15 protein-coding genes are annotated in these 23194 nt (G+C 49.6%); 9 read left to right on the plus strand and 6 right to left on the minus strand.

Annotated features, from left to right (window positions below; all coding sequences use genetic code 11):
• Window positions 1–291 precede the first annotated feature (291 nt).
• Entirely contained in the window at window positions 292–1401 is a 1110-nt protein-coding gene (locus tag BLS44_RS24355) for a carboxylate-amine ligase (protein ID WP_090393351.1), read from the minus strand.
• Window positions 1402–1626: 225 nt separating this feature from the next.
• A complete protein-coding gene (locus BLS44_RS24360; RefSeq protein WP_090393353.1) occupies window positions 1627–2565 on the minus strand; it encodes an ATP-grasp domain-containing protein in 939 nt (312 codons plus the stop codon).
• A gap of 222 nt (window positions 2566–2787) precedes the next feature.
• Between BLS44_RS24360 and BLS44_RS24365 the strand changes: the two genes are divergently transcribed.
• The 6 genes from BLS44_RS24365 to BLS44_RS24395 all read left to right on the plus strand — a co-directional run bounded on the left by BLS44_RS24365 (window position 2788) and on the right by BLS44_RS24395 (window position 13892).
• A complete protein-coding gene (locus BLS44_RS24365; RefSeq protein WP_090393356.1) occupies window positions 2788–3597 on the plus strand; it encodes an alpha/beta hydrolase in 810 nt (269 codons plus the stop codon).
• 221 nt (window positions 3598–3818) lie between these two features.
• The gene (locus BLS44_RS24370) at window positions 3819–5882 is read left to right on the plus strand and encodes a thioredoxin domain-containing protein (protein ID WP_090393358.1); all 2064 of its coding nucleotides are present in this window, start codon (window positions 3819–3821) and stop codon (window positions 5880–5882) included.
• Window positions 5869–6444, plus strand: a complete 576-nt coding sequence (locus tag BLS44_RS24375; RefSeq protein ID WP_090393388.1) for a DUF1543 domain-containing protein — start codon at window positions 5869–5871, stop codon at window positions 6442–6444. Before BLS44_RS24370 ends, BLS44_RS24375 begins: the two co-directional genes overlap by 14 nt.
• Before the next feature lie 263 nt (window positions 6445–6707).
• Window positions 6708–10064, plus strand: a complete 3357-nt coding sequence (locus tag BLS44_RS24385) for a vitamin B12-dependent ribonucleotide reductase (RefSeq protein ID WP_090393362.1) — start codon at window positions 6708–6710, stop codon at window positions 10062–10064.
• A gap of 232 nt (window positions 10065–10296) precedes the next feature.
• Window positions 10297–13245 (plus strand): sensor histidine kinase, encoded by a 2949-nt coding sequence (locus tag BLS44_RS24390; RefSeq protein ID WP_143019916.1) that lies wholly within the window; start codon window positions 10297–10299, stop codon window positions 13243–13245.
• Between the two features lie 26 nt (window positions 13246–13271).
• Window positions 13272–13892, plus strand: coding sequence for a response regulator (locus BLS44_RS24395; protein ID WP_090393366.1), 621 nt, complete (start codon window positions 13272–13274; stop codon window positions 13890–13892).
• Window positions 13893–14088: 196 nt separating this feature from the next.
• Here the strand turns inward: BLS44_RS24395 and BLS44_RS24400 are convergent, their stop codons facing one another.
• From BLS44_RS24400 to BLS44_RS24410, 3 genes are read right to left on the minus strand one after another with little or no spacing between them, the layout of a single operon-like run.
• The gene (locus BLS44_RS24400) at window positions 14089–14994 is read right to left on the minus strand and encodes a hypothetical protein (RefSeq protein ID WP_090393368.1); all 906 of its coding nucleotides are present in this window, start codon (window positions 14992–14994) and stop codon (window positions 14089–14091) included.
• Window positions 14969–15694, minus strand: a complete 726-nt coding sequence (locus BLS44_RS24405; protein ID WP_090393370.1) for an anti-sigma factor — start codon at window positions 15692–15694, stop codon at window positions 14969–14971. The genes BLS44_RS24400 and BLS44_RS24405 overlap by 26 nt, the downstream gene beginning before the upstream one ends.
• On the minus strand, window positions 15687–16241 hold the full coding sequence (locus tag BLS44_RS24410; protein ID WP_090393372.1) for an RNA polymerase sigma factor: 555 nt from the start codon (window positions 16239–16241) through the stop codon (window positions 15687–15689). Before BLS44_RS24410 ends, BLS44_RS24405 begins: the two co-directional genes overlap by 8 nt.
• Window positions 16242–16328: 87 nt before the next feature.
• Here BLS44_RS24410 and BLS44_RS24415 point away from each other — a divergent pair, with 87 nt between their 5' ends.
• A complete protein-coding gene (locus BLS44_RS24415) occupies window positions 16329–17804 on the plus strand; it encodes a sensor histidine kinase (protein WP_090393374.1) in 1476 nt (491 codons plus the stop codon).
• A 9-nt stretch (window positions 17805–17813) separates the two neighbouring features.
• Here BLS44_RS24415 and BLS44_RS24420 read toward each other — a convergent pair whose 3' ends face one another.
• Complete coding sequence (locus tag BLS44_RS24420) at window positions 17814–18035, minus strand: PspC domain-containing protein (RefSeq protein WP_090393376.1); 222 nt, start codon at window positions 18033–18035, stop codon at window positions 17814–17816.
• Window positions 18036–18268: 233 nt separating this feature from the next.
• Between BLS44_RS24420 and BLS44_RS24425 the strand changes: the two genes are divergently transcribed.
• Complete coding sequence (locus tag BLS44_RS24425) at window positions 18269–19981, plus strand: glycosyltransferase family 39 protein (RefSeq protein ID WP_090393377.1); 1713 nt, start codon at window positions 18269–18271, stop codon at window positions 19979–19981.
• Between the two features lie 475 nt (window positions 19982–20456).
• Window positions 20457–22727 carry an aconitate hydratase gene (locus BLS44_RS24435; RefSeq protein WP_090393380.1) on the plus strand — a complete coding sequence of 757 codons (2271 nt, stop codon included), beginning with the start codon at window positions 20457–20459 and terminating at the stop codon, window positions 22725–22727.
• Window positions 22728–23194: the final 467 nt, after the last annotated feature.

Genomic DNA, 23194 nt, shown 5'->3' on the forward strand with positions numbered 1-23194 from the left:
TATACGAGTGCTTCCGTTATAAATCCTGCCTTTTGTGAACGGAGGCCCTGCCTCTTGCTGTTCCCTGTTTGGGTGCATTCCTCATCGGGGCAATATAGTCCGGCTTGCCGCTACTTAAGTTATAGCGGGTTGTCCTGCCCGCCGCGGATCAGCGTCTATTGACGGATAATGATCGTTGGATGCCGAAACAATCCGGTTGCTACCGGTACGGCAAGACAAAGTAAAGGCCTGGGAATACAGCCACGGATCTTTTTAAACAGGGGGGCATACTGCCCGGCCCCCCGGCTATCGTTATAACCCCTGCAGGAAGCTGTTGCTGATATACCGGCCTACTTCCGTAAGGTCCCCGGTTTGCTCAAACAGGGCCAGCTGGCGGTCTGCACCGGTACCTTTTTCCAGGATCTTGTGCACGTACTCAATACGATGCCGGCTGCCGAGGTGGTCAATAACGGGGTCCAGGAAATCCAGCAGCTCATAGATCAGCGCGCGGGTATTGACTTCTTCTTCCTTCCCGAAATCGATCAGGTGTCCGTCAATACCATAGCGGCTGGCCCGCCACTTGTTTTCGTTGATCAGGGGGCGCGAGTACTGGATGAAATTGAGATTCTTGCTGCGCAGCATATAGATCCTTGCGCATACAGCCTGGAATAGTGCGGCAATAGTGATCGTTTCATCTACGGTCATGGGGATATCGCAAATGCGGAATTCGACCGTGTTGAAAAAAGGATGTACCCGCAGATCCCACCATATTTTCTTTGCATTATCGATGCAGTTGGTCTTGATCAGCATCTTCACATAGTTGTCGTATGCTTCAATGCTTTCAAATGCATCGGGGATGCCGGTACGCGGAAACTTGTCAAATACCTTGGTGCGGTAAGATTTATAACCGGTGGTCCGGCCCTCCCAGAAAGGGGAGTTGGTGCTCAGCGCAAAGATATGGGGCAGAAAGTACCGGGTGGAGTTGGCAATATGATTGGCCAGTTCCCGGCTCTCCATACCTACATGCACATGCAGCCCGAATATAAGGTTGCTGCGTGCGGCTTCCTGCAATTCGGCTACGATCTCGTTATACCGGATATGATCGGTGATCAGCTGCTTTTCCCAGTGGCTGAACGGATGCGTGCCCGAGGCTCCCAGGGTAAGGTCCAGCGTGCCGGCGATATCGGCAATGGTCTTTCGCAACAGGGCCACGTCATTGTAGGCTTCGTCAATATCCTGGCAGATATCGGTACCCACTTCCACCACGGCCTGGTGCATCTCTGCCTTCACCTTATCCTTAATGATCTTTTGCCCCTCCTGTACGATCTTTTGCTCATGGCTTTTTAATTCGAAGGTCTGGTTATCCAAAACCATGTATTCTTCTTCCACGCCCAGCGTGAATGTTTTGTAGTTGATGCTCATTGTATCAATGTGAAAATATCGTGATTTGAAAATCTGCCCGAAGTTCCCTCCGGAGAAAATGAATTGACTTTTGTAAATATGGATATTGCTGGCCCCGGCTAATAATTGTCAAATACGCTGGCCAATAGCAGCGCTGTAGTTGACGCTGTGCGACGCAACTCTGCTGCTATAAGCACTGCAGGTGGGTTAAAAATGATCCACATTCCTCCTATTCAATTTTAAAATTCATTTTCCGGCGCTTCCCTTCACATATTCCCCCCAGGTCAGGTTATCGCCGCCATTATTGGCCTGTGCTTTTTCGATGGCATAGCTGGCTGCGGTTTCTACCACCCATTCAAAATTTTCAGCACCTACGCTTTTTATATCTGCATCCGGCGCGGGGTTGCAGAAATCGATGGCGTAAGGAACCCCGTTCCTCAAAGCCAGTTCCACAGTATTGAAATCGTAGCCCAGGTACCGGTTTATCTTCAGCACAATGTTCGTCATCTCCTGCAGTTTTTCTGCCGAAGGCGTAAAGTCAGCTACATAGCGCAGGTGATGCGGGTTACGGGGCTCATAAGGCATAATGCGTACATGCTTGCCCCCGATGCAGTAACAGCGGTAATATTCTTCAAAAACAATTTCTTCCTGGAGCAGCATTACCAGTTGGCCCGTTTCCCGGTGCTTTTCAAAAAACTCCTCTTTATCATGTAGTTTGTACACATTTTTCCACCCGCCTCCGGCAAAAGGCTTCATATAGGCCGGAAATCCAACCTCGCCGAAGATGCCCTCCCAATCGAGCGGATAAGCAAGGTTGCTGAAGGATTCGTCGGAAGTGTCATCCGGGCGGTCGTGCGAGGGAAGGATCGCCGTTTTGGGAACGGGTACCCCGATCTGGGTCATCAGGCAATTGTTAAAGTATTTATCATCAGCGCTCCACCAGAAAGGGTTGTTGATCACCGCTGTTCCGGTCAGGGCCGCATTCTTTAACCAGGTGCGGTAAAAAGGTACATCCTGGCTGATGCGGTCGATGATCACCGAGTAGCCGGAGGGCTGACCCTGCAACGCTTTGTCGATCCGGACAGGTTCTGCAGTAATACCATCTATATTTTTACTGTTGATCCGCTGCACAAATGCTTCCGGAAAGGAGCGCTCTTTCCCAAATAGAATTCCGATTTTTTTCATGTTCTTGTTGTTTGTTGTTCTGCTGTACAGAACCGGTTTAACGTGATTTCATAGCCCGGCAAAGGGAGAAAGCAGTCCTGGCTTTATGCCGCTTTTACAGGCTCCATTTTTGTTTTGTTTAATTTGAGCCTGAATTTAAGGTATTCTCCATTCCCTGCAAAAAATTATTGCCCGCCGTAATATTTAGATTAAGGATAGGCGTATTTTACTACTTTTGGGCAAATGAATACTGTAGAAGAACGGCGTTGCCTTACGGAACGGGCAACAGTTTTATCCACTCATTTAAAGAGAGGGGTGACGGCTGATTTTTATTTACCCGCTGGTGTAGAAGAGGTGTCCGGCCTTGGTTTGCTGTTGATCAATGACGGCCAGGATCTGCCTGTAATGGGATTACAGCAGATGCTGACTGACTTATATACAAGGGGGGAGATCGCCCCGGTTTTATGTGTGGGCATTACCGCCGGAGCCGACCGGAAACGAGAATATGGAGTGGCCGCTGAAGCAGATTATCTTGGCCGGGGCGACCGGGCAGAAAATTATAGCCGCTTCATTATCGAAGAGCTGATCCCGTATGTGCTGGATAAATATAAGACAACTGGTTTTCGCGACCTTGCTTTTGCCGGGTTCTCCCTGGGCGGGCTGAGTGCATTGGATATTGTCTGGAATCATCCTCAATGGTTCTCAAAAGCCGGTGTGTTTTCCGGTTCGCTTTGGTGGCGGAGCCGTGATCAGGATGATGCTGCTTATGATGATGACCGGGACCGCATCATGCAACAGCAGATCCGGAAAGGCCATTACCGGCCGGGCCTGAAATTCTTTTTACAGTGCGGCCTGATGGATGAAGCGCACGACCGGAATAATAATGGGGTGATCGATGCCGTGGATGATACCCGTGATATTGTAAAGGAGCTGATGAAAAAAGGATACCAGCCGGAAGATGTTTCCTACCTGGAGCTGGACGACGGAAAACATGACGTAGCTACCTGGGCAAAGGCCATGCCCGTGTTCCTGAAATGGGGCTGGGGGAGATAGCGTGTCAAAATGCGGGGTGCAGCGCTTTTTATGCGGGGTTTATTGAAATTTGATGGTCACAGCCATTGATGGTGAACAACAGATGCCCGCTTTAAATAACCGGCATATCCTCTCAAACAAAAAACTTCTAAATAACCTTTCACAAAAAGGCATCTCACTACAAACATCTCACTACAAACATCTCACTATAAACATTTCACTACAAACAGCTCACTCCCCACATGTCCAATCATCTCATAAACGAAACCAGTCCTTATTTATTGCAGCATGCGCATAACCCTGTAGACTGGTATCCCTGGGGTGAAGAAGCGTTGCAAAAGGCAGTAGCGGAGGACCGGCCCATCTTGGTAAGCATCGGCTATGCGGCCTGCCACTGGTGTCATGTAATGGAGCGGGAAAGCTTTGAAGACGAAGAAACGGCAGCGCTGATGAATGCGCATTTTATCAATATAAAGATAGACCGCGAGGAGCGCCCGGACCTGGATCATATTTATATGGATGCGGTGCAAACCATGACGGGGAGCGGGGGCTGGCCCTTAAATGTGTTCCTGACGCCGGATAAAAAGCCCTTTTACGGAGGTACCTATTATCCTCCCCGGCCTTATGCCAACCGCCCTTCCTGGAAAGATGTTTTAATGGCCGTAGCGGAGGCATTTCAGCAAAAACGGCAGCAGATCGAAGACCAGGCAGCCAACCTGACCCAACACCTGGTGGATGCCAATTCCTTTGGATTGGATGAGGCAGGCATATTGAAATTTTCTATCAATGATATTGATACCGCCTGCTCCAATATCCTGAAACAGGCCGATACCGCCTGGGGCGGTTTTGGGAGGGCCCCGAAATTCCCGCAAACCCAGGTGATCCGTTATCTGTTGCGTTACAGTTTGCTGGAACAGGAACGCCCCGAAAGCCTCTCCGCCAAAGCGCGGGCGCAGGCATTGCTGAGCCTGGATAAGATGATGGAGGGGGGGATCTATGACCAGGTTGGCGGCGGGTTCGCCCGCTATGCAACGGATACCGAGTGGCTGGCGCCCCATTTCGAAAAGATGCTTTACGACAATGCGTTACTGGTGATAACGCTCTCGGAAGCCAGCCAGGTAACCGGTGATGAGCGGTATAAAACCTGTCTGGAGCAAACGCTCAGCTTTGTGGAACGGGAGTTGCTGCATCCGCGGGGTGGATTTTATGCCGCGCTGGATGCAGATAGCGAAGGGGAGGAGGGAAAGTATTATGTCTGGAGCAAAAAGGAAATAGAGGACCTGTTGGGTGCGGACGCCACCCTGTTTGCCCGCTACTATGATATTTCGGAAGCAGGGAATTGGGAAGGAACAAATATCCTGCGGGTTTTAAGACCGGCGGCCGAGGTGGCCCGTGATAACGGCATCAGTATGCAGGAGCTGGAAGCGCTGCTGGCAAGAGGCCGGTTGCGGCTATTAGCAGCACGGGAAGAGCGGGTACGCCCGGGGCTGGATGATAAAATTATTCTTGGGTGGAACGCCCTCATGAATACGGCTTACAGTAAGGCATTTGAAGCCACCGGCAACGAAGCATATAAAGCCCGGGCTATTCATAACATGCAGTTCCTGTTGCAGGCCTTTAAAGATGCGGAGGGCCGCTTTTTGCATGTATGGAAGAATGATGTGGCCCGGTACCCCGCATTTTTGGATGATTATGCCTACCTGGTGGAGGCATTGTTGCAATTATACCGCATTTCAGCAGACAGCTCCTGGCTGCTGATTGCCGGCGACCTGTGTGAAAGCGTGCAGCAGGATTTTATTGAGAAGGAAACAGGGTATTTTTATTATACGCCCGGAGACCAGGAGGATGTGATCCTTCGTAAAAAAGAAGTATACGACGGCGCCACGCCTTCAGGAAATGCAGTGATGGCACAGAACCTTCTTGTTTTGGCGTTACTGTTGGATAAACCGGCCTGGCGTTTGCAGGCAGAGCGTATGATCGCGCAATTGAGCAATGCGGTTATAAAGTACCCTACCTCGTTTGGTGCCTGGATGCTGGACTTTTACCTGGCGTATAAAGGCTTTAAAGAGATCGTTTTACTGGGCGATTACAGCCGGGTGCAGCAGGCACTCCTGCGTCATTTCCTGCCACATAGCGTTATAATGGCCGCGAACGCAGCTGATGACCGGTTCCCGCTTTTGGCAGATAAAACGGCAGGCGCCCCGCTCCGGATCTATCTTTGCGAAAACTATACCTGCCGGCAACCGGTTCAGACCTTAGAAGAATTATTACAACTGATCAATGTAAATGACCATGGCGGAGTATAAACTGTTTTATCTTTTGCTGGGGTGCACACCCCCCGGGCGGCATACCGAGCAGCATGATGTTTTTTTTGGTATCGGAGATGAGCTGGCAACACTCATTCCGGACATACAGCGTTTCTGGCCGGAAGCGAACGGGAAAATTCATATCGACGCCTGGCGTGAAGTAGCTGCTGTTGATGGTTACCGGGTCCGTGTAGAGGCAAGGGCAGACAGGGACCTGCAGCAGGAACAATTATTTTTTATCAATCTCGGGGGCTACCTGCCGGGTAGCTTTGAAGAATACCACCATAAGCTGATCACCATTGCCGGCAGTATGGGCGCCGCTGTTCAGCGGGCAAAACAGACCGCCTTCTATAAAGATTACAATGCCGCGGCAAAGGCCGGCAGCCATATAGACAATAAGTATGGGGTAGATGTGGATGATGTATGCAACGTGGAGGACATCCTGCCGGGCTATCAGAAAAAAAGATTTATGCTCACTCTTACCAAAGAGGAAGGGTTGACCGAAGATGCTGTTGGTATTGGTTACCTTAAGCTGGATCAATTGCGTGGAGGATTGGTTTAAAAGCCATTAGCGCATTGATGGCCCTTGCAGGAATGCCGGGCTGTGTTACCTGTTACCCTATCTTCTGCCTCCCGGGGCTGGTAATATACGACCGGCTGCGGGCCCTGTATGTAAAGAGCCGGCCGGCCTGGCCCCCTGCGTTGAGGCCTTCAGATCCTTTTTATCCACAACTGTGCATATTTAAGGCTGGGAATCCTGGTTTTGTAAAAGTAAATTCGTTATTCACGCTTCAGTGTTTTTAACCTTAACCAAACTTTTATAAAATGGCGCCAACGAAAAAACAAAACCGCAAAGGTCTGAGTTTTACCCGAAAATTCACGCAGGATGGAGTTAGTCCCTTCGATATGTTTCAATATGATTACCGTAGTTCAGTGATCAAGAACCCCAACGGGGAAGTGGTGTTTCAGCTGGATGACGTGGAAGTGCCCCGGCAGTGGAGCCAGATCGCTACGGATATACTGGCGCAGAAATATTTTCGCAAGGCGGGTGTTCCGCAGGCTGATGGCAGCCTGGGCAGGGAAACCAGCGTAAAACAGGTTGCCCACCGCCTGGCGTATTGCTGGCGTATGTGGGGCGAGCGGTATGATTATTTTGCTTCAACAGAAGATGCGCAGGTCTTTTATGATGAGCTGGTGTATTCGATCCTCAATCAATCCTGCGCTCCCAACAGTCCGCAATGGTTCAATACCGGGTTGCATGAAGTATATGGTGTTACCGGTAAACCCCAGGGACATTATTATGTAGATCAGCGGGATGGCCGGCTTAAAAAATCGACCTCTGCCTATGAGCGGCCGCAACCCCATGCATGCTTTATCCTTAGCGTTGAGGACGACCTGGTTAATGAGGGCGGGATTATGGACTTGTGGGTGCGCGAAGCCCGCATTTTTAAATACGGAAGCGGGGTGGGCACCAATTTCAGCAGCATCCGTGGCGAGGGGGAAAAATTAAGCGGGGGAGGAACTTCCAGCGGGTTGATGAGCTTTCTGAAGATAGGCGACCGTTCTGCGGGCGCTATAAAAAGCGGTGGCACAACAAGGCGGGCCGCCAAAATGGTTTGCCTGGACCTGGATCATCCGGATATCGTGGAATTTGTTAACTGGAAAGTGGAGGAAGAAAAAAAAGTGGCAGCCCTCATCGCAGCGGGCTACTCCAGCGACTATGAAGGAGAAGCATACAGAACGGTGAGCGGACAAAATAGTAACAACTCGGTGCGGATCCCCAATGCGTTTTTTAAGGCCCTGGCAGAAGATGGAGAATGGGCGCTGAAAGCAAGGAGCACCGGCAATACCATGCGTACGGTTAAGGCAAAAGCACTTTGGGACCAGATCAATTACGCCGCATGGCGTTGTGCCGACCCCGGTACCCAATACGACACTACCATCAACGAATGGCATACCTGTCCTGAGGGAGGGCCTATCCGCGCCAGCAATCCCTGCAGTGAATATATGTTCCTGGATAATACAGCCTGCAACCTGGCCAGCGTGAACCTGCGTAAATTTTTTGATGAGCAGGAAAACCTGTTTGATGTGCCCGGCTTTGAATATACCTGCCGGTTGTGGACCGTGGTACTGGAGATCTCCGTGCTGATGGCGCAGTTTCCCTCAAAAGAAGTGGCGCAGCTGAGTTATGATTACCGCACGCTGGGATTGGGCTATGCCAATATCGGTTCAATGCTGATGGTCAACGGCATACCGTACGACAGTGAGGCGGCGCGGGGCATTGCAGGCGCTATTACCGCTATCATGACGGGCGTGGCCTATGCAACCTCTGCGGAAATGGCCGGTAACCTGGGGGCGTTTCCCCGGTACGAAGCAAACAAAACGCATATGCTGCGGGTCATGCGCAATCATCGCGCCGCTGCATACGATGCCAATGATGCCTATGAGGGTCTGCAGATCAGGCCACAGGGTATTAACGCAGCACATTGCCCGGATTATCTCTTAAAAGCGGCCACCAGGGCCTGGGATGCAGCCGTTCGGCTTGGCGAGCAGTATGGCTATCGCAATGCACAAACCACTGTTATTGCCCCAACAGGCACCATCGGGCTGGTAATGGATTGCGACACTACCGGGGTGGAACCGGATTTTGCATTGGTGAAATTTAAAAAGTTGAGTGGGGGCGGCTATTTTAAGATCATTAATCAAAGCGTACCCCAGGCTTTACGTACCTTAAAATATACAGAGGAGGAGATCGGGACAATCGTAAACTATGCCAAGGGCCATGCTACGCTAAAAGGAGCACCCTATATTAATGAAGAAACACTGGCTGCCAAAGGGCTTACGGTTGCGGAAATACAGCAGCTGAATAATGCCATGGCTACCGCTTTTGAGATCCGGTTTGCCTTTAATGTATTTACCCTGGGTGAAGCCTGTTTACAACGGCTGGGCTTTAAGCCGGAGGCGTACAATGATTTTAACTGGAACATGCTGGAAGCGCTGGGCTTCTCAGAAAAAGAAATAGAGGCCGCGAATATCTATGTGTGTGGTACAATGACCGTGGAAGGGGCACCCTATTTGAAGGATGCGCACCTGCCTGTTTTTGATTGTGCCAATAAATGCGGGCAGATCGGCCGGCGTTATATTCACGCGCATGGTCATATCCGCATGATGGCGGCTGCGCAGCCGTTCTTAAGCGGCGCCATCAGCAAAACTATCAATCTCCCCAATGAAGCCACTGTGGAAGAAATTGCGGACTCTTATAAGTTAAGCTGGGAGCTGGGATTGAAGGCCTGTGCATTGTACAGGGATGGCTCCAAACTCAGCCAGCCCCTGAGCAATAAGGCCGATACTGCCACAAAAACAGAAGGAGAAAAAGAAACCGCAGAAGAAGATACACCGCAGGCTGCGATCATAGACCTGGGTAAGCTGACCATTGATGAGTTGCTGGAAGAAGTGAATCACCGGGTACAAAACAGCGCGGATACCTCGTTAAAACGCCAGCTGGCCATGATCGTGGAACGCCGGTCGCTTCCCGCCAAACGGCGTGGATTTACACAAAAAGCAAAGATCAACGGGCAAACCCTCTTCCTGCGCACCGGCGAATACAGTGATGGTACCCTGGGTGAGATCTTTATTGATATGGCCAAAGAAGGGGCTACCATGCGCAGCATGCTCAACTGTTTTGCGATTGCCGTTTCTATAGGATTGCAGTATGGTGTTCCTCTTGAGGAATTTGTAGAAAAATTTGTATTTACCCGGTTTGAGCCGGCCGGAATGGTACAGCATCCGAACATAAAATCGACCACTTCTATTATTGACTTCATGTTCCGCGCACTCGCTTACGAATACCTGGGCCGGGCGGACCTGGTACACGTGCTGGACCGGCATAAGGAACCGGCTCCCGGTGAAGTGCCGGATGAGGACTGGGAGGACGGTACTCCGACGATTGGAGAGCGGAAGCCCGAGCTGAGCGACGTAAGGGTAGTGGGCAGCGCCGCTCCTGTGCCGGTCATGGATAGCAGTTACCGGCCCGGCGCCCAGGCAGGGCTGGATGCGGTGAATGCCGCAGCAAAAAACATGCAGGGCGATGCTCCCGCCTGCAACGTATGCGGTCATATCACCATCCGCAGCGGCACCTGTTATAAATGCCTCAATTGCGGTAACAGCCTGGGATGTAGCTAAGGGATCAGTAAACAATAGATAGCGGATGCTGCCGTGAGGGAGCATCCCTTTTTTTTGCGGCCGGGGGTAGGCCGGACATTTTTTATGCAAAATATGTAGCGGACGCCCTCTTGCGGTAAGGAGCTTAACAGTAAAAGCAGCGCGTAATAAGAATGTTATGTGCCGATGGATGTACCAAAAATGTATATTTTTGTTCTGTAATGGAAACTTACTATAAATCAGCGTGGCCTATATGAAGCGGGGGAAAGTTTACAACATTTGTTCCGGAACCGTTTTCCTTTCATTACTGATCTTTTTGGTTGTATTACCGGCCGCTTCCCAGAACCTCAGGATGGTCAAAATGTTCACAGTAAATGAAGGGCTGGCAAGCAACCTGGTTTATTCCTGCATGGAAGACAGCCGGGGCTTTTTGTGGGTAGGTACCGATAACGGTGTATGCCGGTTTGACGGTAAATATTTTAAACGCTATGCACAGCCGGAGGGGGTACCGGACAATGATGTACTGGAAGTGATCAGGGAAAATGACGGCACCATCTGGATCAATACCTTCAAACAGGGGCCCTGCTATTATGATGAGGCTGCCGACCGCTTTGTTAACCCGCTGAAGGATGCGGGGATCCCAAAGGATATTATAAAGCTGGTATTATGGGGCAAGCGGCTTGATGAAGGTGGTGTTGTTTTTTTTAATACGGCAGGGGAGCTTGTTTTTAAGAACCGGAAGCTGGTGCCTTCGGCCGCTAAAGTTGCCAACCGGTTTTATGAAGGGAGCGAGCCTTACTGGTTATACACCGGTAAAACGGAACGATCTGCCAAAGAAGAGGTATATGTATATCTGAAGAGCCGGAACCGGGTAGATAGCCTTTCCCTGTTTGTAAATAAAGAAAAAAAATCAGTATATGAGATCTCCGGTGTGCTGAAGAATAAATTATACCTGCTCCAGAATACCGGAAAGATCTATATCGTACAAAAAAAAGAAGGAAGGGACCCGTTCCGGGTAGTAACGCAGCAAATTGATGAGAACCCGATCCTGATCCGTAAAAACGGCAATGATGTCAATATTTCAACCGTTAAGGGGTCCATTTATGTTTTTGATTTTGTAACGGACACCTTAAGGTACAGGATCTCCGGCAGTTTTTTTGCTAACTCCACCTTCCGGGATAGTGAGGGCAATGTTTGGGTGGCCACTGTGGATAAGGGGCTGATCCTTTTCCGGAAAAGCAGCTTCAACATGTTCAGGCCCTTTGGAGACCCGCCAACCAGGAATAACTTCAGGTCGGTTTTTGTGGATCAGAACGGAACACTCTTTGGAGGGAATAACTATGGAGAGATCGTGGAACGAACACCCGGTAACCGGCTGCGGTTTCACAATATCAGCGAAACCGGCAGCGGGGGAAGGGTACTGGGAATGCTCGTTTCCCAGAATAAATTCTTTGTCATGTCCGAGGGAGGAGGGATCATTGATTTTAAACGGCGGATCCTGCTCGAAAACTCGGAACCGCTCCGGCAGCTGAAGCGGGGCATGGTTTACAATGATAGCGTCCTCATCGTTACCGGCGTGGACCCCCGGGGAGGCCTGTACAAGGTTAATACGATAACCGAGAGGGCCCGGCGGTTAAAGATCCCCTGGCTGCGGATCACCACGCTTGTAGCCCAGGGCAGGTATATTTACCTGGGCACCACGGAAGGACTGTTCCGGTACGATTATGAAACGGGTGCATTGTCAGAAACAGGCAGCAGCACCCCGCTGAAAGGATCCCGGATCCTGTCTACCGCAGTGTCTCCCGATGGGTTGCTATGGGTTTCCACCATCAATAACGGCGTTTTTGTTTTGAAGAACAACACGGTTGTATACCAGGTTTCTGATCCGGGGTTTCTGAATTTTTCTGTGATGAAGCTCCAGGAAACGGACCGGCCGGGCGCTTTATGGGCTACTACCCGGAGGGGCGCAGCTTATATCAGCTACAGTATCAGGGGCGGCAAGTTCAGTTATACGATCACCAACTTAAACCATGAGGAAGGCGTTTCCAATAATGTGATCAGCGATATCTTTTACCGGAAGGATTCCATATACCTGGCTGCAGAGAGCGGCATTGCCGTGATACCGTCCAATATGACGGTTCCGCGCTTTGATATCAAAACCTATCTCACAGATATAAAAGTAAATCAAAAGCCCCTTCGGGTGGATTCTTCCTATGACCTGCCCAGCGGCGACCGGGCGCTTACCCTTACGTTTTCCGGTGCCAATATCTCGGGCTATTTTGATCATTTTATTTATTCGCTCAATGAAGATTCTTCTACGTCGGAGATCGTGGGAAATACGCTGAACCTTCAGCTGGAGCCGGGCCGCCATGTTTTGAAAGTGAGGGCGGTAAATGTTAATGGACTGGTCAGCCGGCATGTGCTGGTTTTACGTTTTAATCTCCGGGGCCCCTTTTACCGCAGTGCCTGGTTTGTATTTATAGTGGCCTCATTAGCTACAGGGCTCTCTTTTTTGGGACTGAACCGGTTGAAAACGATAAGGCAGAAAAGAAAACAGGCGCAAAGAAACAGGATTGAAACGGAAAGGAACCGGATCACGGAAGACCTGCATGATGATATTGGCTCTACGCTCAGCAGTTTGAAGGTATACAGCGACGTGGCCTCCAGCCTGATGGAACGGGATGTTTCAAAAACCAAATACCTGTTGGAGCAGATCTCCGTTAACTCTTCAAAGATCCTGGAGGATATCGGGGATATTATCTGGAGCATGCGGACCGACAAGCAAAACATGCTTACGGTGGATAGCCGTATAAAGAACTTTGTTTCTGAAATGCTGGGAAGCAGGGAGATCGATTATCATATCCAGATAGCGCCGGGGATCAACGATATGGTGCAGCATATGACGGCCCGGAAGAACGTGGTACTGATCGTTAAAGAAGCGGTCAATAATATCGTAAAGTACAGCCAGGCAAGCCATGTGTCGATCCATATTTACAAAAAAGAGGAGATGCTCCGGATCGAAATTGTTGATAATGGGATCGGTTTTTACGAGGATGCAAAGCCAACAGGGAACGGGTTGCGGAATATGAAAAAACGGACAGAGGAGCTGGGTGGCGTTTTCCAGATTGCTGGTTTCCCCGGAAAAGGGACCAAAATCAACGCCGCTATCCCTGTCACGAATATTAGTGACAAAGGCGTATAACGAACTGTTTTATCTTTGCTTCAGCAATGCCAATCAGGGTTTTTATATATGATGATAATATCGCCAGGAGAGATAGTCTAAAGAACCTGATCCAACTGACAGACGACCTTGAGTATGTTGGTGAGGCAGAGAATTGTAAAGATGCCGTTGCAGACATGGAGACCACCCTGCCTGATGTTGTACTGATGGATATCAATATGCCGGAAGTGAACGGACTAGAAGGCTTAAAAACGATCAAAACTACACGTCCTGAGATCAAAGTGCTGATGCAAACGGTCTTTGACGACAGTGAGAAGATCTTTACCAGTATCCGTAGCGGCGCCAGCGGATACGTATTGAAAAACGACTCTTCCCAAAAACTGCTGCAGGCCATTCATGATGTTCATGAAGGAGGCGCTGTTATGAACCCCGGCATTGCATTAAAAGTGCTGGATTATTTTAAACCGCCGGCAGTTGCCTCGTCGTTGAGCGAGCGCGAAGCCGAGGTGTTACAATTGCTGGCGGATGGACTGAGTTACAAGATGATTGCCGAGAAGTTGCAAATCACGCTTAACACAGTGGGCACCTATACGAAAAGAATTTACGAAAAACTGCATGTTGCTTCTTTAGGGGAGGCGATATCGTTTTATTATAAACATCTTAAATGAGAGTAACCGGGATGAAAAATACCCTTTTTTATTTTTTACTGCACCAGGGCCATCTTAAATGGCCTTTTTTTTATCCTGTAAAAGCAGCGTAAATCCCGGGGCCGGATGATGTATTTGACAGGGAGTAATCCATGCATGTGGGAGCAGGTCCGCCCGCAGAACTGTAAGATCCCGCGGCGTCTGTTGCACCCCGTCGCTACCTGAGCTGGATCTTCCCAAACTCGCTCCTGATGGAGATCTTACGATCGGTCCTGGATGAAGGCGCGGTATATTTCATTTCGGTTAACCGGCCTCCGTCCTTATCGGTCAGTTTAAGGTCGCTGTTGTTCATGACCTTCCCGAAATTGGTTATAATATCGATATTGGCGTCGAAGGGTTTGGGAAAAGAGATCGTCAGGTCAGAATATTTGGTCTCAATTTTTACATTCCTGATCGCCGGGGTAAAACTGATCGAGGGTTTGGTACAAAACTGGAAGTTTCCATCAAAATTGCCCGAGAGTTTTCCGATCTCCACCTTTGAAAATTTTACGTGCACCTTGGTGTTCTCCAGTTCCCGGGCGATCAGCTTCCCGAAATCGACAGATAGCCGCTCGGTGTTGGCCAGGGTACCGGTAGTCAGGTCTCCGTATGACTGGGACAGCTCGGTGGCACCCGAACGGTCAGGTATCGTTGTGTTGCCAAAGGAGTTGGTTACTCTCAGGTTGGCGGTGGATGGCAGGGTCACCACATAGTTGATCTGCATGGATGAGCTTTTGCCGCGGCCGGTATTGTTCCGGGACCGGATTTTAGTTTCAAATGAAACATCTGTGCCACTGCTTTCCTCAATATGAATACCATCAAGGATAGCGGAAGCTGCCTCGTCGCTGTTGGCTTTAACCGTGATGGTTACTTCTACCTTGACTTCGTTTTTGTTCCAGTTGACTACGGTTACGTTCCCAAAAGAATTTTTGATAGAAACCCGGGAGCGATCCGTTAGGGGGTACGACCGGGAGATCGTTTTCCTTTTTTCGGCATTCCATTCATCGCTATCGTTATAGGCCCTGGCGTTGGAAACCGCCAGCAGTAACAGGAGCAGGCTAAATATTTTTATATGATGCTTCATTTTTTTGTTGTTTAAGTTTCTTGGTGATCTCCAGTTGCTTATTCAGGAGTTCGGTTTGCAACTTCAGGTTCTCGATCATGGCGGTTAAAAGCTGCTCGCTGTTCAAACCCTCATCATATTTGTGTTTCAGGGTAGTATACGAGCGGTCGAGGGTGGTAAGATCTTCAGAAAACTGTTCAAACAACTCCGGGTAATTGTTTTTTAGTGTTGCGATTTCCTTTTGCTTGATCTCGATCAGGCGGGTATAATGAAATAATTCCTCTTTAACCTCATTTCCTGTTTGCAGATCCCTGGCGTGCGGGTCCTCTTTTTTGGGATCATTGCCGGATGAGGGGCGATGTGTTTCATCATATGCCATAACCGGGCTATTGGTTGTATGCTCATTGCTATCTGTTCCTGCAGGCATATGGGCCGGTTCGCTCTTCTGAATTGCGAGGCCCGGGCCACCGGAAGCGGGAGCGTCCGGCTTCCAGTAAGGTTTGCTTAAAACACCGGCGGTGATCAGGATCATAGCAGCTGCAGTCCATTTCCACCAGTTGATTTTAACCACTTTGGCCACCGCGGGTTCCACGGACCGGACCGGTTCCGGGTCAGGTTTCTGTATTTTTTTTTCCAGACGCTTCCAGAGGGCCGCAGAGGGCTCCTGGTCGTCAAAGGCGGCTTTATTCTTTTTTATAAAATCCTCCAATCGATTACCCATGATCTTTCGAATTTAATATGTCCAGCACTTTTTTCTTTGCACGGTGATAGATGGTCCGGACATTGTTATGCGAAATATTCAGGAGTGAAGCAATTTCATCCTGCTTCAGCTCATCAATAACAAACAAATTAAAAATGACCCGGTAGTTCTCCGGTAGCTCCCTGATGGCTGCTTTTACCCGCTGCAGATCAAATTCAAACTGGTCCTCGGGAGTCTCTTCGGGTGCATCCGCCGCTGCATCCGAAAGGTCAATATCGGCCCAGGTGATCTTTCGTTTCCGGAGCAGGCTGATGGACTTATTGATAACAATTCTTCGTAGCCATGCCTCAAATGAACTTTTGTAGGTAAAGGACTCCAGGTTGTTAAAGGCATCAATAAACGCTTCCTGTACCATGTCTTCCGCATCAGCAATGTTGTTCAGGACGCGCATGCTGCTGTTCAGCATGGGTTTGGCGTACCGCTCATAGACACTGAAATAGGCGCTGTTGTCTCCCTTTTTGCAAAGTTCAACCTGCTCATCTCTCGCTATTTCTATGGTCTGGTCCAACAAAGTAATTTACCCTTTACCTAATAATAGCAAAAAGTTTTAAAATGTTACACGTCGGGTGTGCTATTTTTTTAGACAAATAGCAATATGCTGATATACAGTAAGATACCGTTCTCCTGGAGCAGCAGTTGCCGGGCGCCGGTAACAGGAGCGGCTCCTTTCCTCAAGCGGGATGCGTTGTGCCGGTCGCAGCAGATCTGCTCCATTGATCTATCTTTGTTTCATATGACCAAGAGAATGAAGCCGCTGTTGCTAAAGTATGTAAACAAGGTTTGGAACAGTATCGTCAACGTTGGAATACAGCCCGCTATGCCCTATGTTGAGTCGAGGCGCACCAAACTGTTGAATTTGTTGGCGCTGCCCAGTATCCCTTTTATGTTTTTTTATACCGTGGTCAATTTTGTACAGGGACGTTATATGTTGGCGGGGCTTAACCTGGCAAGTACCCTTTCTGCCCTGATGGTGTTTGCTATGCACAGGCGGCGCATGTACCTGGGGGCGCGACTGGTGTTGATCGGCGTCAACCTGCTGATTTATACTTTTACGGGATTGTATTTTCATAACGGCGCGCAGTATTTCCTGCTCAATATTCTTATCATAGTCATTTTAGTCAATGATAACCGCAGGGTGGTGATCGGGCTAAGCCTGTTTATTATTATTGCGCACCTGCTGATCCTCTTTTTTCCCCAGCCTCCTGTTTTCGGACTGCCGGTACCGGAGGAGCGCATCTGGAGCAATGTGGCCACAGCCTTACTTTTTGTTGTGCTGGCCCTGCTCTTTTTTAAATCCATACAATCAGATTACGAGCGTGAAATTGAAGGACAGCGGCAGGCGTTAACAATTATGAACCGGGATAAGGAGCGGTTGTTTTCGATTGTGGCTCATGATATCCGCAGCCCGGTTGCAACGCTGGATGGTCTGCTGGAACAGTTCCGGAACGGGTTGCTCAGTAAAGAAGAAATGGGGGCTGCCACTGCGGTGCTTCACGACCGGGTATCGCGGCTGAGCAACACGCTGGATAATTTGCTGCGCTGGAGTGCCCGTGGAATGCAGGGGATACAAATGACCCCCACCCATTTCCTGCTGGCGCCGCTGCTGGCGGAATTGGAGCTTTTTTTTGAACCTGTTGTGCAGCAGAAAAAGATCCCGGTAAGCATCAGCGTGCCATCCGGCGTGGCTTTGTATGCAGACCGGGACCAGATCTCCGTGGTGTTCCGGAACCTGTTCAGCAATGCCATTAAGTTCAGTTTTCCCGGCGGGCAAATCGAAATAGCGGCGGCAGTTCAGGAAGGGCAGGTGGTTATTACCATTACAGACTATGGCATCGGAATGGATGCGGAGCTGCTGGAGCGAATGTTCAGCGGCCCGCAGGACCCCGCTTATGGCACCATCGGGGAGCGGGGCGCCGGCGTTGGATTATTGCTTTGCAGTGAGTTTGTCCGTCAGAATAAGGGAACAATCAATGTGGAAAGTGCCCCGGGCAAGGGATCCCGCTTTAGTATCGGGCTGCCAAAAGGAGTTGCTGCTCCGCACGGTGCAATATCCACAGGCGCTGAAACATGAAGAAAAACCTTAAAGATAGTACCAGGGGTTTCTTTTAGAAGAATGGATATAATTTTTCACGTTCTTGAAAAAGGCCAGGATCATGTAGATAAGGATGGGTGAGCCCATCGTTAAAACCGAAGTATAAATAAAATATTGCCGGATACGGCTGGGGGAAATATTCATCCGGTTCCCGATGGAAGAACAAACGCCGAAAGCGTTCCATTCAACAAAGCTTTTAAGACGGTTCATAGTTAGTGTGCTCAATCAATATTGCACTGCGAAATTATTTAATATTTCTTAACCTGCAATAATAAATTGTTAACTGCTGATTTTCAGGCAAAATAAAGGGAAATAGGATATTTTCGCTATGTAGAAATCTGGAGTGGCTAAGGAACAGCAGGAAATTCCGGCCTGCTGGATAAACTGTTTATATAAGCGACCCGCAAAAGTATTGGCTGCAAAATAAGCCCGGATAAAGTCAGATGGAACTTACAGAAAAAGGAATCCAGAAAACGCTGTTTTATGCAATTTACCTGCTGGTAGCCGCGGCGCTTTGCATAGGGGTGCTCATGCTGCTGGGTACCAGCTATGATGCGATAGTGCACCGGGCGGTCGCTATACTGCAGCGGCCCGACCTGGAGCAGGCGATCCGGGCTAAATATTTCAGCCCGCGGAAATTCAAACTGTTTAAGGCCATTTTTATTCCGGGCGGTTTAGCGCTGCTGGTTTTGATGCTGTTGGCTCTTTTTCGTTTTGGACCGCGTATGCTTGCCGCCTGGATCGGGGGAACGCGGCTTTGTTGCAGGAGCATTACTGCCGTTTTCAAAGCCCCGGCAGATTTAACGGGCGTTCCCCGATGCCTGTTCTGGTCAGGCTTGCTGGTTTATCTTGTTAAGTCGGTGGTTTATATTTTTTGGTTCCCGGCCCAGCATGATGAACTGTGGAATTACAATACCTACATTGTGCAGCCGTTCTATTATTCCTGCCTGGTCCGGAATAATTACCCGCTGCACAATCTTATACTGAACCTGGCCGACCTGCTTCCTTTTGAAAACAAAGAAGTGCTGATGCGGCTGCCCAATTTGCTGATTGGTACAGCACTTTATTTTTTTACTTTTTATGGCGCAAAGAAAATATCGGGCAACGCTTTCCTGGCCGCCTGTGCTGCTATTTTGATGTCGGTAATGCCGGTGGTAACATTTTATACCCTGTACGCGCGGGGAACCCTGCTGGCTTTGTTGTTGTCGGCCTTATTCTTATATGCGGCGTATCGTTATGTGATCTATAAAAACAGGTCTTCTGTTTTCTGGATAGTGGTTGCAACAGTATTGGGCTTTTACAGTATCCCTACCTTTCTTTTTCCTTTTGTGATCGGCGTGTTTTTCATTATCGCAGGCAGGGGTATGACCCGGCAGGTGATAAAGGGGCTCACTGCGGCGCTGCTGCTGGTAGCATTGCTGTACCTGCCGATGTTGTTGGGTGTGGGCGGCAGCGGTATCATAAGGGATGCTGCCGGCCGGCTGCCCTTTCATGAGTTGGCACTGGTGTTTAAAAAATTCAGCCTTGGTGTTATTGCTGCCTTTATGGGCGGGGCGGGGGAGGCTGTTGGCATTTTTTTGTTATTGCTGACCCCCTTTTTTTATGGAAAATTCAAAACAGGGGGGATGCTTTGGGCGTTATTGATGTTCCCGTTTTATAGCTTCTGGCTGCTGGGGTATCATGTGCCGGTAAGGGCAATGCCGTTTGTTGTGGTACCCGTGGTGACCGCCTGGGTATTATTGATCGGGCGTCTGCAACAGGTGAACAGGCTGTGTGCCGGAGTTGTTTTGCTGGTGCTGGTAGCAATGTATCACTGGAAAACGCATAACAGCGCTTATCTGAACTGGTCGGTAAAAAGCGACCGGGAAGGCCTGCACCTGAGAACATGGCTGGTGCAGGAGCAGAAGAATACCCTTATCGATCATACCCGCAGCTTTTTCTATTATTATCCTTCCATTGATTATTATACCCGGCAGAAGAATGCACCCGTGCAGATTGTTTCCGGTGATCCGCGAAGCAACCGGTACCTGCCCGGTTTTAAGGCGGATAGCCTGCATACTGTATGGGTGGTTGATAAGGACAGTGCCGCTGCTGTTGCCCGGTTTAAGGGCTGGCGTTACAGAAAAGCGGGTACCTCCTTCATTTTTTACCGATAGTACCCGACGGCGGTTTTGCGGGCCCGGAATGCGCATATGCTGCTCAATCTCTATGATCGTGCAACTGTTTACCGGCGGAACCGTACTGCATGTGAACCGGGATGGAGATGATGTTTGCAGTGATATTGCCCGGATTGATGACTCAGTAAAGCCAGATGAACTGCCCGTTGGAACAATGGTAGCGGTTGGCTCAAATGTGCCTGAACCTTTATCGCTGGGGGAAAATACGGCTCTAACGTTCAGGATAAATGAAAAGGTTCCCCAGATTAAGAGCAAGTGCCCCCTTGATCCTCAATTTGGGTTGGGTATAACCCTGGTTAACTGGTAAACACCGGGATTCGTAAAAGCCCCCGGCCTGGTTTGCCCCGCGGGGAGCCGGTTGTAAAGAAACCGGAATCTGCGGCGTTGATTTTATTATTCTGTCAGTTTTTTGTAAATTCGCCCCAATTTATTCACATCCAATAAACGTTTTTCTATGGCATTTGATATTGACCTCATAAAGAAGGTTTACGCCGAATTTGAAGGGAAGGTAAACGAGGCGCGTAAGCTGGTGAACAAGCCTTTAACCTTTACTGAAAAAATACTTTATGCACACCTGACCGCACCTGCCCGGCGGGCTTACCAGCGCGGGGCTGATTATGTTGATTTTGCCCCGGACCGGGTAGCTATGCAGGATGCAACAGCGCAAATGGCGTTGCTGCAGTTTATGCAGGCGGGGCGCGATAAAGTGGCGGTACCGTCCACGGTGCATTGTGATCACCTGATCATGGCACAGACCGGGGCTGCCCAGGATCTGGCCATCGCAAAAAAAGACAGCAGCGAGGTGTTTGATTTCCTGGCCTCGGTATCCAATAAATACGGGATCGGCTTTTGGAAGCCCGGCGCAGGAATTATCCACCAGGTAGTACTGGAGAATTATGCATTTCCCGGAGGGATGATGATCGGTACGGATAGCCATACCGTAAATGCGGGCGGACTTGGAATGATCGCTATTGGAGTAGGTGGCGCGGATGCCTGCGATGTAATGTCGGGCCTGCCCTGGGAATTGAAAATGCCCAAACTGATTGGTGTGAAACTCACCGGTAAATTGAACGGATGGGCCGCTCCGAAGGACGTGATCCTGAAAGTGGCAGGTATCCTGACGGTAAAAGGCGGAACAGGTTGTATCGTGGAGTATTTTGGAGAAGGCGCCCAGGCATTGAGCTGTACCGGTAAAGGTACCATTTGTAATATGGGAGCTGAGATCGGGGCAACCACTTCAACCTTTGCCTATGACGATAGCATGAGCCGTTATCTGAGAGCAACCGGACGTGAGGATGTGGCCGCTGCTGCAGACGCCGTTAAAACACAGCTGACAGCAGATCCTGAAGTGTATGCAAATCCTGAACAATATTTTGACCAGGTGATTGAAATTGACCTGAACGAACTGGAACCGCATCTGAACGGGCCATTCACCCCGGACCTGGCCACCCCGATCTCAAAAATGAAAGAGGCCGCTGCCGCTAACGAGTGGCCTACAAAAGTAGAAGTGGGGCTGATCGGAAGCTGCACCAACTCTTCTTATGAAGATATCAGCCGCGCGGTTTCGCTGGCCAAACAGGTAAATGAAAAAGGATTAAAAACGAAAGCAGAATTTACTATAACCCCCGGCTCCGAGCAGGTACGGTACACTATTGAAAGGGATGGCTTCCTGGATACTTTTGCCAGTATTGGCGCTACGGTATTTGCCAATGCCTGTGGCCCTTGCATTGGTATGTGGAACCGCGTGGGGGCAGACAAGCAGGAGAAAAATACCATTGTGCACTCGTTCAACCGCAACTTTGCAAAGCGCGCAGACGGGAACCCGAATACCTACGCTTTCGTAGCGTCGCCCGAGCTCGTAACCGCCCTGGCCATTGCGGGCGATCTGACCTTTAACCCGATTACAGATACGCTGGTGAATGAAAAAGGAGAAACGGTAAAACTGGATCCTCCAAGTGGTGAGGAACTGCCTGCCAAAGGTTTCTCCGTGGATGATCCCGGGTACCAGGCCCCTGCTGCAGATGGCTCCGGTATAGAGGTAAAAGTGGCACCGGATAGCAAACGCCTTCAGCTGCTGGATCCATTCCCTGAATGGGAAGGTACGGACCTGAAAGGTCTGAAGCTCCTGATCAAAGCCAAAGGTAAATGTACCACCGACCATATTTCCATGGCAGGTCCCTGGCTGAAGTTCCGCGGGCACCTGGATAATATTTCCAACAACCTTTTGATTGGTGCGGTGAACTATTTTAATGATAAGACCGATAACGTAAAGAACCAGTTAACCGGGGAATATGGCCCGGTACCGGCTACACAGCGTGCCTATAAGGCTGCTGGCATCGGTACGCTGATCGTGGGAGATGAGAACTACGGAGAAGGCAGCAGCCGGGAACATGCGGCGATGGAACCCCGCCACCTGGGAGCCCGTGCCGTGCTGGTGAAATCTTTTGCACGGATCCATGAAACCAACCTGAAAAAACAGGGGATGCTTGCATTGACCTTTGCTGATAAAGATGATTATGATAAGATCCGGGAAGATGATACCATCGATATCATCGGCCTTACGGCGTTTGCGCCTGATACGCCGTTATCGCTGGTACTGCATCATAAAGATGGTACTTCAGAAACCATTACCGTAAATCATTCCTACAATGCCCAGCAGATTGAGTGGTTTAAGGCAGGTGCGGCTCTGAACATCATCCGCAGGGAATTTGCGAATGCAAAATAATACCTGCTGAGCAGGGTATAAAAAACCTATAAGGCTTAGGTCTTATAGGTTTTTTTGTGTCCTGGCTGAGGAAAGCGGGTGTGATAATAAGCTGGCATCAAAATTATTTCTTTTCTCGGTCAGTGAGGACACTGACCGTGGCGTGGGCCGTGGTTTGTGTCCTCACCAATGCTATTAAAATAAGGCGTATAATCACCTTATGGGGAAAAACGCCTTATTTTGTGTTTGAAAACTAAAATATATGTCAAAAGTAACAAAATCTGAAGGAGCGCGCAGTAGCGAAGGCTCTAAAAAAAATCTTTTCTTTTGTTGAGCGCCCCGTTCTGGATAAGCAATATCTTAACCGTTCGGTTGATTTTACCCGTAACACCAAACTTAGCTTTTCATCCATTGTCCTGAAGATTGTTCATGGTTTTACCGATTCTGTGGAGTATGAACTATCTGCGTTTTTACCCCGGCTCAACCTG

It is taken from the genome of Niabella drilacis (assembly GCF_900101395.1).
GTDB classification, from domain to species: domain Bacteria; phylum Bacteroidota; class Bacteroidia; order Chitinophagales; family Chitinophagaceae; genus Niabella; species Niabella drilacis.

Coding starts and splice junctions, on each gene's coding strand:
- BLS44_RS24390 (WP_143019916.1), top strand. CDS start 10,297: ATGAAGCGGGGGAAAGTTTACAACATTTGTTCCGGAACCGTTTTCCTT.
- BLS44_RS24425 (WP_090393377.1), top strand. CDS start 18,269: ATGGAACTTACAGAAAAAGGAATCCAGAAAACGCTGTTTTATGCAATT.
- BLS44_RS24365 (WP_090393356.1), top strand. CDS start 2,788: ATGAATACTGTAGAAGAACGGCGTTGCCTTACGGAACGGGCAACAGTT.
- BLS44_RS24385 (WP_090393362.1), top strand. CDS start 6,708: ATGGCGCCAACGAAAAAACAAAACCGCAAAGGTCTGAGTTTTACCCGA.
- BLS44_RS24395 (WP_090393366.1), top strand. CDS start 13,272: ATGCCAATCAGGGTTTTTATATATGATGATAATATCGCCAGGAGAGAT.
- BLS44_RS24405 (WP_090393370.1), bottom strand. CDS start 15,694: ATGGGTAATCGATTGGAGGATTTTATAAAAAAGAATAAAGCCGCCTTT.
- BLS44_RS24360 (WP_090393353.1), bottom strand. CDS start 2,565: ATGAAAAAAATCGGAATTCTATTTGGGAAAGAGCGCTCCTTTCCGGAA.
- BLS44_RS24370 (WP_090393358.1), top strand. CDS start 3,819: ATGTCCAATCATCTCATAAACGAAACCAGTCCTTATTTATTGCAGCAT.
- BLS44_RS24420 (WP_090393376.1), bottom strand. CDS start 18,035: ATGAACCGTCTTAAAAGCTTTGTTGAATGGAACGCTTTCGGCGTTTGT.
- BLS44_RS24355 (WP_090393351.1), bottom strand. CDS start 1,401: ATGAGCATCAACTACAAAACATTCACGCTGGGCGTGGAAGAAGAATAC.
- BLS44_RS24400 (WP_090393368.1), bottom strand. CDS start 14,994: ATGAAGCATCATATAAAAATATTTAGCCTGCTCCTGTTACTGCTGGCG.
- BLS44_RS24435 (WP_090393380.1), top strand. CDS start 20,457: ATGGCATTTGATATTGACCTCATAAAGAAGGTTTACGCCGAATTTGAA.
- BLS44_RS24415 (WP_090393374.1), top strand. CDS start 16,329: ATGCTGATATACAGTAAGATACCGTTCTCCTGGAGCAGCAGTTGCCGG.
- BLS44_RS24375 (WP_090393388.1), top strand. CDS start 5,869: ATGGCGGAGTATAAACTGTTTTATCTTTTGCTGGGGTGCACACCCCCC.